We start from the raw sequence: 9,629 nt of genomic DNA on the forward strand, positions 1-9,629 counted from the left end.
CGGATACGAAGCCCTGTTGCGGCTGCCGCAGGCTGCGATAAGGACCGCAGGGCCTTCGCTCTTGAGCAAGAGCGACCCCTTTGGGCTCGATCGCAGCCTGCGGCAGCGGCTACAGGTTTATGCGTTTACTTCGGCAGCGCGTACACCACCACTTGGTCGCCCACTTGATCTTTCATGATCGAGTTGCCGCCTGCGACAAAGGCCACGTATTGCTTGCCTTTGTATTCATACACCGCAGGGTTGGCGACGGCGGGGGCCATGACGATGTCAGACCACAGTTCTTTACCGTCATCCAGTGCGTAGGCGCGCACTTTGGCGTCCATCGAGGCGCCAATGAACACCACGCCACCGGCTGTCACCGCCGGGCCACCAATGGTTGGCGAACCCATGTCTGGTGGCATGTACCAGCCCCACTGTTGAACAGCACCCATCGGACGACGCCATTTCACGTCACCGGTCTGCATGTTGATCGCCACCAGCTCACCGAACGGCGGAGCCCAGCACGGCATGCCGGCCCAGTTCTGCGCGTTGACCAACGACATGCCGTAAGGCGCGCCGATTTGTGGGTAGAAGCCATTTTCGTTGCCAGAATCTTTAGGCTGTTTGTCGTAGGCTTCGCGATCCCACAGCTTGATCATCTGCACGATGTGCGAGGTGTTGACGATGGCGACCTGGCTGACCGGGTCGAACGCTACGCCACCCCACTGCACACCACCGGCGCTGTCCGGGTAGGCCAGCACGCCATTGCCTTTGAGGCCGGGCGGCGAGTACATGCCGTTGTATTCCAGGCCGTCCCACATCTTGCTGCACTGGCCAAAGCCGACAATGTCAGCGATTTTCCAGATGGCCGGTTTTTTCGACTGGTCCAGCAGCGGTGCAGGCTTGGTCGGGAACGGTTGGGTCGGTGAGTAGACTTCGCCCTGGGCTTCGCCTTTAGGCACCGGACGTTCTTCAATTGGCCACACGTCTTCACCGGTGCGACGGTCCACGGTAAACAGGAAGCCCATTTTGGTCGCTTGTACCAGCGCCGCCACAGGTTTGCCATTCACGGTGATGTCCATCAGCGTCGGCGCAGAGTTGATGTCGTAGTCCCAGATATCGTGGTGAACCCACTGACGCGACCACACGACTTTACCCGTGTTGATATCCAGTGCCGTGGTGGAGGTGCCCAGCGGAATCGGGTTAGTGCGGTTGCCGCCCCAGTAGTTGGGCGACGGCGAGGACACAGGGATGTACAGCAACCCCAGCGCCGGGTCATAGGACATGGCGGTCCAGATGTTGGCGGTACCGGTTTTCCCGGCTTCTTCCTCTGGGATCGGCTTGAATTCCCACTCCAGCTCGCCAGTGCGTGCGTTCAGGGCAAACAGCGAACCTGGGGATTCGACTTCGTATTCCCAGTCTTTACCGGCCCAGCCCACGATCAGCTTGTCGCCGATCACGGTAGGCGGTTGCAACTGCGACAACGGCCATTTGTTGTTCTGCTTGTTCCACTGGTTAACGTCTACAACGCCGTTTTTGCCGAAGTTTTCGCACGGCTTACCGGTGTCAGCATCGACGGCGTACAACTGCGCAGTCATGTTGCCCAGGTACACCATCTTCTGACAGGCAACGCCCGCTTGCGGGGTTTTTTCCTGCCAATAGGACACACCACGAGACTTCAGCGCGGGCTGGGTTTCGGCCACCAATGCGGACTTGGTGTCATACACCCACTTCTCTTTGCCGGTCTCGGGCTCAAGGGCAATGATGCGGTAGAAAGGCGTGCCCACGTACAGCGTGTCGTTGGCGAAGATAGGCGTGGCGGACCAGACGGTGGCCGGGGTTTTACCGGTGCCGTCAGACATGTCCCCGGTGAAATACTGCCAGACCTTCTTCAACTGCCCGACGTTGTCCTTGTTGATTTGCGTCAGCGGCGAGTACTTCTGCGAGCTGAGCTGGCCGTGGAAGGTGTCCCACTCTTTACCGGTCGGAATCGGCAGCTTGGCGTCTTCAGCAGAGACGCTGGACTGCGCCAAAAGCGGTGGTGGAACCACGTAAGTCGTGTCTGCATGGGCTGTAGAAATGCCCGCAAGCATACAAAGGGCAGGTGCTGCCAAAAGCTTCTTTTTCATTGTGCTCATCTCACGCGCTCCTTGTTGGCTTGCTGCCAAACGTTTCAATGAGGACACCTACAGCGCACACAACCAGCACGGCGGCAGTCCACCAGCCATGTAACAACAAGGCGGCAAAAAACGTCCCGATAACACCTACCCAAGCCAGGAACAGGAAGAAAACCCTGGCCCCTCCGGCTTCTGTCTTGATCAGTAACAGGCCCAGAATGAACAGCACAAACTCGGCCAGCATGGCGACCATCGCGCCACCGGAATCGGTTATCCCGGATAACGGCGTGAAGAACCTCCATGCAGTGATACACAAAGCAATCAACGCGGTGATGATCACGATGTAAGCGCCGAGATGGCGCCGGGGTGGTGCATAGGCAGCAGACGAACTCATCACTTTCTCCTTTCGTGACGTACTTTTTTACATTTTGAAAGGAGTGTAGCCAAGCTGACGGGAAACGCCGGGAACAGGACGAAATGAGCACCGGGCTGCGAGTGTTGGAGATCAACAATCGCAGCCTGGGTCAGTAGGGCGGGGGCTTTGAGGCTTAATGCGCGTGTTCGGATTCAGCTGGCGCTGGCGCATCTTTGGTGACGTGGCTGACCAGTTTGCCGATGGTCAGGCCTTGAAGCAGGATCGAAGACAGCACCACGATGTAGGTGATACTCAGGATCAAGTCACGCTCCGGGCCTAACGGCAACGCCAGGGCCAGGGCCACCGATACACCGCCACGCAGGCCACCCCAAGTGAGAATGCGGATGGTGCCACGCGGCACGGTGCGCCAGCGACGCAGCAGCACAATGGCCGGGGCTACGGTAAGCAGGCGCGAGAGCAGAATCGCCAGGGCCAATACGCCAGCCGCCAGCAAGTGCAGCCACGAGAATGGCAGCAGCAACAGTTCCATACCGATCAACGCAAACAGCAGCGCGTTGAGCATGTCATCGAGCAGCTCCCAAAAGCCGTCCATGTAGCGGCGGGTCATGTCGTTCATGGCTTTGTTGCGGCCCAGGTTACCGATGATCAAACCGGCCACCACCATCGCAATCGGCGCAGACACGTGCAGCTCACTGGCCATGGCCGATCCGCCGATCACCAGCGCCAGGGTCAGCATCACCTCAATCTGATACTGCTCGATGCTTTTGATCATCAGGTACACCAGGTACCCGATCAGGCCACCAAACACCACGCCACCAATGGCCTCGTGGGCGAACAGCATGGCGGTCGCGCTGAGGCTCGGGGTTTCGCCCAGCTGCACGATGCCGAGCAACACGGTGAACACCACGACCGCAGTGCCATCATTGAACAACGACTCGCCCACAATGGTGGTTTTCAGTGGTTTGGACGCATTGGCCGTACGTAATACGCCGAGCACGGCGATCGGGTCGGTCGGGGAAATCAGCGCACCAAACAGCAAGCAATACATAAAGCTGATGTGCCAGCCGAACAGTTCGAAAATGTAATAAGCGAGGCTGCCGATGACCGTGGTCGCGATCAGTACGCCGAAGGTGGCCAGCAGGCCAATCGGCCAGCGATAACTGCGCACGTCATTGAAGTTAACGTGCAAGGCGCCGGCAAACAGCAAGAACGACAGCATCCAGTTCATCAGCAAATCGCTGAAATCGATCTGGCCGATCAGCTCTTGCACTCGGTCTTCGAGACCCGGAAACCCGAGAAAACTCAAACCCTGCAACAGCAGCGAAAACATAAGGGCGGTGACCATGACGCCAATCGTTGGCGGCAGGCCGATAAAACGGTAATTCACATACGTGAGTAGTGAAGTCAGGCAGATAAACGCAGCAACAAGCTCAAGCATCCGGGATCCTGTGGTGGCGTGAGTGAATGGAAGCCCGAACGGGTCGAGCTATGTGTTTGATGTAATCGCAGCGCTCAGGGACACATCTTTACCCGGCACACCCTGGGGTAAGCGTAGGCGTTGGTGCAGGTGGCGGTGATTTGTTTGGACCCACGCAAAGCGCAAAAGATCGCTGGAAGTTTAGACCGCTGCTGTTACAACCCAATGAGCGCCAGCAGCGCCAAGAACCTTTTGGCCGCCCGAGGCTCTTAGCCTGTGGACGGGTGCTGATCGGCATGCTCGTGATGAAACTCTAAAAAGGAAAGTCCCATGACCGTTGCCTTCTGGTGTGTACTGATTGCCCTGTGTTTGCCGTACGTCTGTACCGGCATTGCCAAGTTCAGCCAAGGCAAGTTCGGCCCCCGACAAAACCATGATCCGCGAGCATTTCTTGCCACCCTAGAAGGGTCTGCCAAACGCGCCCACAACGCTCAGCTCAACAGCTTTGAAGTGACCCCGGCCTTTGCGGCGGCGGTGATCATTGCCGACATCGTGGGCAACGCCCAGCCAGTAACCATTGATGTGCTGGCGGTGCTATTCATCACCAGCCGCCTGCTGTACATCATCTGCTACCTGGCCGACTGGGCGCTGTTGCGCTCGATTGTCTGGTTTATTGGCATGGGGCTGATTGTCAGCTTCTTTTTTGTGTCGATGTAACGGCGAGTGTGTGTCCTGCCGGGGGCGAACCAGCGCCCCCTGTCAGTCAGTCACTCAGTTGCCTGCTAATCGGTTTGGCCAGGGATCATTTCCCACGAAGCTGTCAGCCCAGCCAGAGAATTTTCAATGTGCTGTCTGGCTTTTTCGACCCTGTTGATGATCAGTAACGCGTGATCACGTTGTACCCCTTTTAGCGCATTGCTCACTTCATTGGCCGATCGCGCTGCGCAACGCAGCAAATCAGACGCACAGCTCAAAGCGGCTTGAAGGTTGGCGCTGTCCTTGAGTGTCGTAATGGCTGACGGTGACACATCGAGCATTGACCTATCGGGCAGATAGAAGTCGAGCGCCCGATCAGCGGCTGCGCGGTCCAGCACAAGCGTGTCAATTGCAGAGCCTTCTGGAACAAAGTCGATTGAAGCCGGAGATGTTTTTTTCACGGAAAACCCCAAGCGTAGGGAGGATGGCTATTGGGTGAGTGTCTGTTATGCGTGCAATAAGTGCTAAGTGTGCTTTTCATGAAACTTAACACGTGCCCAAAGTAATGATTAATTGTAGATAAGCAATAATAAAAATATGTATAGATAATTCGCTGTGATTTATAGCGCTGTGGTTGTGCAAGTTGCCTACATGCCAAGCGGATAGTTCGCTCGTGATAAAAAGACTGTGCGTGGAATGAAATTATTTGTCTTGTTTTGCTTGCTGGTTTTATGGGTAAAACATTTGCACTATGAGTCCGTCTCAAGCGTTGAAGGTAAGTCATAGGCTCGGCGGGTACAGTGTGAGGGGGCAAGATGCATCGAATTGAAAAGAATAAAAATTTAAAAAGTAATATTCGCTATTTGATCAAGAGTCGCGGAGAAACTCAGGTGTCACTGTGTGTTGCCAGTGGCCTCACACGAACCACGATCTACAATATTTTAGAAGGCAAGGTATCCAATGTTCAGCACGCCACCGTGCGCAAGATATCTAATTTTTTTGGCGTGTCTTACGAAGAAATAGAACGAATCGATTTTGAAGAAAAAGAAACACTGGAGCGGAGTGCTTCAATCGAAGGGAACATGAATCCGGCGGCTGTACCCATTCTAAAAGAGGGGCAGTTAATCAGTTGCCTGGATAAAACAATCGGTGAATTGGTGACGCGTTTTCCACTCACTTACTATTTTGGCTCGGCTCATAACATGGTGGCTGTTATTTTGGAATATCGACGCTATGCATCTTATGGGGCCGGTGATGTTTTGATCGTTCACAAAGGCTGCGTGAACAAGATTGGCGACCACTTGGCATACGACACGGGCACGTTGCGGCTCAGTATCGTGGACGGTCAATCGATTGAATCAAGTGGGCTATGCGTGATCGGGTATATCGTCGAGGAGCGTTTCAATGACCTGTAAGTGTGAGGCGGAGAACTCCAGGTACAAACTGCTCGGCTTCGATAATCATAAAAGCCGGGTCATTGTCATGGTGGTGGCAACCGGTAAAGTGATCAAAGTAAAACTGTCTGAGTTAATAAGCAGCGAGGTGATGGATAATTTTAATCCGGCCGAGGTCAAGACAATCCATAAAAAGCTTTACTCGCAAGAGGGCTCTGTGACCGCCTACGATTTCAAAGACCGTCATGAACGCTCATGGATGATCTATGTGGTTTTGAACCTGCTGTTATTTACCCTCTACATATTCACCAGTATTGCGGCCACCAAACCTATTTTTCTGGAGTGGCCGGGCATTGTGGTAACACCGGGAGCTTTTTTATACCCGTTGACCTTTCTTATTGTGGATGTACTCAACGAATCTTACGGGCTCAGGCTTGCAAGAAGGGCCATATTTTTTGCCTTTGTGAGTAATACACTCATTATTGCCATGCTCAGCGTAACGACTTACCTGCCAGGGCTGTCTGACTGGAAACTGGATGAGCCCTATAACCAGGTGATTGGTCACCTGTCTTCAGTGCTGATCGCGTCGTTAATTTCATTCTTGGTGTCGGAGTACGTCAATACCTACTTGCTGTGCAAGATTAAAGAATTGACGAATTCGAGGTTCTTGTTTCTCCGGGTGTTCTTGAGCACCTTTATCGCGGTCATTATTGACAGCTTTCTTTTTTGCTTTCTGGCGTTTTATGGCGTTATGGAAACCAGTGTCATCCTTGACATGATCGTTATCCAGATTCTTATAAAAGTGAGCTTTGCATTTTTTAACGTGTTCCCGGCGTATGGCATGAGGGCGCTGTTAAACAAATACATGACGGTGGAGAGCAGGTAATCGCCCGGCAATGATTCGCTGACTATCAACACGCCCAGCGTGTTGATAGTGGCTGACGTGCAAGGCGCTATGCGGCTTTTTGCAGCTTTGCCTGCAAGCGCTGGCGAACACCTGCCGTGTCGCTCAAGTACTCGGCCAACCCTTTTGCCCGCAAGTTGCAGGCGGCGCAGTGAGTGCAGCCCGCGCCCTGGATGCCGTTGTAGCAGGTCAGAGTCTGGTCACGAATTACGGCCAATTGCTGGTACTCATCGGCCAGCGCCCACACTTCGGCTTTGTTTAGCCACATCAGTGGCGTTTCGATGCGCACGTCGTAGGCCATGCCCAGGGTAATGGCCTGGTTCAGTGATTTGACGAACGCGTCGCGGCAGTCCGGGTAGCCTGAAAAGTCTGTTTCGCACACGCCGGTAATCACGGTTTTGGCTTGCACCTGGTAGGCATAAATAGACGCCAGGGTGAGAAACACAATATTGCGCCCCGGCACGAAGGTGCTCGGCAAATCGTTTTCAGGTGCTGATGCGTCGGGCACGGCCATATCTTCGCGGGTCAGGCTGCTGACCGTTAATTGATTGAGCAGTGAGGCATCCAGAACGGTGTGTTGGGTGGCGCCCAGTTGCTTGGAAAGCGCCCGTGCAACGTCAATTTCCGCGCGGTGACGCTGGCCGTAGTCAAAGGTAATGCAGTGCACTTCGTCATACAGGGGCAGCGCCTGTAACAGACACGTCGTCGAGTCTTGCCCGCCACTGAAGACGATAACCGCTTTGTTAGTCATGCGAGGTCTCGATAAATAGGGCGAGCGTCGAGACTATTCCGCAAGGTGGGCAGGAACAAGCGGGGGAGGATTTGCAGGAGTTTTCCGGGCCGAGAAGAAGATTAATCTGACTCCCCGCCGTGTAGGAGCGAGCTTGTCTCGCGATCTTTTAAAAAATCAAAAGATCGCGAGGCAAGCTCGCTACAGAGTGAACTCAGGTGTTATTGCGGCAACGCTACGCCTTTGGGCCACAACAGCCAGATGTTGCCTTTCTGCTTCATGTCCCCTGCGATTTCCCCGGCTTCCGGGCCGGTGCCGACGAAGAAGTCTGCCCGCACTTCACCGGCAATGGCGCCGCCAGTGTCTTGAGCGGCCACCGGGCGCACGATGGGCTGGCCGTCTGCCTGGGTGGTCGACAACCACAGCAAGCTGCCCAGCGGGATGACGCTGCGATCCACTGCCACGCTGTACCCTGCGGTCAACGGCACGTTTAACGAACCGCGCGGGCCTTCGTTGCTGTCAGGGTTTTGCGTGAAGAACACGTAGCTGGGGTTGCTGGCCAGCAGTTCGTGCACGCGCTCAGGGTGAGCCACTGCCCACGCGTGAATGCTGCCCATGGTGACGTCTTCTTTTTTCAGCTCACCCTGTTCCACCAGCCAGCGGCCAATTGGTTTGTACGGGTGGCCGTTTTGGTCGGCATAGCCGATGCGCAGTTGGCGGCCATTATCGAGTTGCACACGGCCCGACCCCTGAATTTGCAGAAATTGCAGGTCCATCGGGTCGGTCAGCCAGGCCAGTACCGGCGCATTGAGGCCTTGGTTGTTGATGGTTTCTGCGGTGTCATATGGCTTGAGCACGCGCCCTTCAAGGCGACCGCGCAGGCGTTTGCCCTTGAGTTCTGGGTAGATGCTGTCCAGGTTCACCACGATCAAATCAGACGGCACGCCGTAAATAGGCACATGGGCCGTGGTGGTCTGTTTCAGGCTGCCGGGGTAGACCGGTTCGTAGTAGCCGGTGATCAAGCCGTCGCTGCTGCCTTCGGCCGAACGCAAGCTGTACACATCCAGGTGGGTTTGCAGGAAACTGCTGACTTCAGCCACGCTCGGGCCAGCCGGCAAGCTGGCGGCAGCGCTGCACAGGCTGCCCCAGTTAGGGTCGGCCTTGAGCCGTGTGCACGCGCTGCGCCATGAGGCGAAACCGTTTTGCAGGTCGACGCCGGTCACTTCCGGCAACGCGCTCCAGTCGGCTTTGCTGTAGGTGGTGTGCGGGGCCGGTTTGGCGGTGTCTTTGTCGGTGCCATTGCACCCGGCCAGCAGCATGACAATCGGCAGCGCCCACGCCAGCGGCTTGAAAAGTGATCTCATCAGCGAGGTTCCTTCAAGAGTTGCCGAGGTCAGATAACCGTCGAGGCAACCCGTATATTTAATAGGGGTATTGGTCTTTGCGAGTGACACGAGGATACTGGCGACCGATTTTCGTGACGTGAAGCCACCATGACTTTTAAACAATGTTGCATTGTGTTGCTGGCCTGCCTGACGCTGTCGGCGTGTGGCGGCATTGATCCGGACTCACCGCTGGGTCAGCGTAAAGCGATTTTCAAACAAATGCTCAGTACCAGTGAAGAGCTGAGCGGCATGTTGAAGGGCCGGGTACCGTTTAACGGTCCGCGCTTTGCTGAAGCCGCCATGCAGCTCGATGCGCTGGCGTATCAGCCGTGGGCGCATTTTCCGCAGGTAAAGGACTCCGATAAAACCAGCGCCACCGACGCAGTCTGGCAGCAACAGGCACGGTTTGAAGCATTGGCCCGCGAGCTGGAAGCGGCGACGGAAGCGCTGGTGGTCGCCAGCCAGCAACAGCCGTACTCAGCCAGCAACCTGACGCCTGCGGTGCAGAAGGTTCAGGACACGTGCAGTGCGTGCCACAAGGCATTCAGGAATCATTGAGTGGGCACAATCCCCTGTAGGAGCGAGCTTGCCTCGCGATCTTTTGATTGTTTAAAAGATCGCGAGGCAAGCT

Annotated in this window: 10 protein-coding genes; 4 read left to right on the top strand and 6 right to left on the bottom strand. The window is 55.5% G+C overall.

All coding sequences use genetic code 11. The features are described 5' to 3' along the window. Positions 1-125: 125 nt before the first annotated feature. The 3 genes from QMX84_RS24845 to QMX84_RS24855 all read right to left on the bottom strand — a co-directional run bounded on the left by QMX84_RS24845 (position 126) and on the right by QMX84_RS24855 (position 3,910). Positions 126-2,117: a pyrroloquinoline quinone-dependent dehydrogenase gene (locus tag QMX84_RS24845; RefSeq protein ID WP_282365028.1), complete on the bottom strand. Its 1,992-nt coding sequence runs from the start codon at positions 2,115-2,117 to the stop codon at positions 126-128. 1 nt (position 2,118) lies between these two features. Then, positions 2,119-2,490 (bottom strand): hypothetical protein, encoded by a 372-nt coding sequence (locus tag QMX84_RS24850; RefSeq protein WP_153336554.1) that lies wholly within the window; start codon positions 2,488-2,490, stop codon positions 2,119-2,121. 154 nt (positions 2,491-2,644) lie between these two features. Then, positions 2,645-3,910 (bottom strand): sodium:proton antiporter, encoded by a 1,266-nt coding sequence (locus QMX84_RS24855; protein ID WP_262125214.1) that lies wholly within the window; start codon positions 3,908-3,910, stop codon positions 2,645-2,647. A 309-nt stretch (positions 3,911-4,219) separates the two neighbouring features. Here QMX84_RS24855 and QMX84_RS24860 point away from each other — a divergent pair, with 309 nt between their 5' ends. Continuing rightward, positions 4,220-4,606: an MAPEG family protein gene (locus QMX84_RS24860; RefSeq protein WP_153329421.1), complete on the top strand. Its 387-nt coding sequence runs from the start codon at positions 4,220-4,222 to the stop codon at positions 4,604-4,606. A 65-nt stretch (positions 4,607-4,671) separates the two neighbouring features. Here the strand turns inward: QMX84_RS24860 and QMX84_RS24865 are convergent, their stop codons facing one another. After that, a complete protein-coding gene (locus QMX84_RS24865) occupies positions 4,672-5,046 on the bottom strand; it encodes a DUF3077 domain-containing protein (RefSeq protein ID WP_282365029.1) in 375 nt (124 codons plus the stop codon). Between the two features lie 354 nt (positions 5,047-5,400). On the opposite strand from QMX84_RS24865, the gene QMX84_RS24870 reads away from it, so the two are divergent. Both QMX84_RS24870 and QMX84_RS24875 read left to right on the top strand, forming a co-directional pair. Further along, positions 5,401-6,000: a helix-turn-helix transcriptional regulator gene (locus tag QMX84_RS24870; RefSeq protein WP_262125218.1), complete on the top strand. Its 600-nt coding sequence runs from the start codon at positions 5,401-5,403 to the stop codon at positions 5,998-6,000. After that, positions 5,990-6,865: a queuosine precursor transporter gene (locus QMX84_RS24875; RefSeq protein ID WP_262125219.1), complete on the top strand. Its 876-nt coding sequence runs from the start codon at positions 5,990-5,992 to the stop codon at positions 6,863-6,865. The genes QMX84_RS24870 and QMX84_RS24875 overlap by 11 nt, the downstream gene beginning before the upstream one ends. A gap of 67 nt (positions 6,866-6,932) precedes the next feature. Here the strand turns inward: QMX84_RS24875 and queC are convergent, their stop codons facing one another. Together queC and QMX84_RS24885 are read right to left on the bottom strand one after the other, a co-directional pair. Next, a complete protein-coding gene (gene queC, locus QMX84_RS24880) occupies positions 6,933-7,634 on the bottom strand; it encodes a 7-cyano-7-deazaguanine synthase QueC (protein WP_262125221.1) in 702 nt (233 codons plus the stop codon). A 200-nt stretch (positions 7,635-7,834) separates the two neighbouring features. Next, on the bottom strand, positions 7,835-8,977 hold the full coding sequence (locus QMX84_RS24885) for an MltA domain-containing protein (protein WP_282365030.1): 1,143 nt from the start codon (positions 8,975-8,977) through the stop codon (positions 7,835-7,837). A gap of 129 nt (positions 8,978-9,106) precedes the next feature. Between QMX84_RS24885 and QMX84_RS24890 the strand changes: the two genes are divergently transcribed. Further along, entirely contained in the window at positions 9,107-9,556 is a 450-nt protein-coding gene (locus QMX84_RS24890; RefSeq protein WP_282365031.1) for a cytochrome c, read from the top strand. Positions 9,557-9,629 lie beyond the last annotated feature (73 nt).

The organism is Pseudomonas sp. PS01297 (assembly GCF_029959305.1).
GTDB lineage: Bacteria > Pseudomonadota > Gammaproteobacteria > Pseudomonadales > Pseudomonadaceae > Aquipseudomonas > Aquipseudomonas helleri.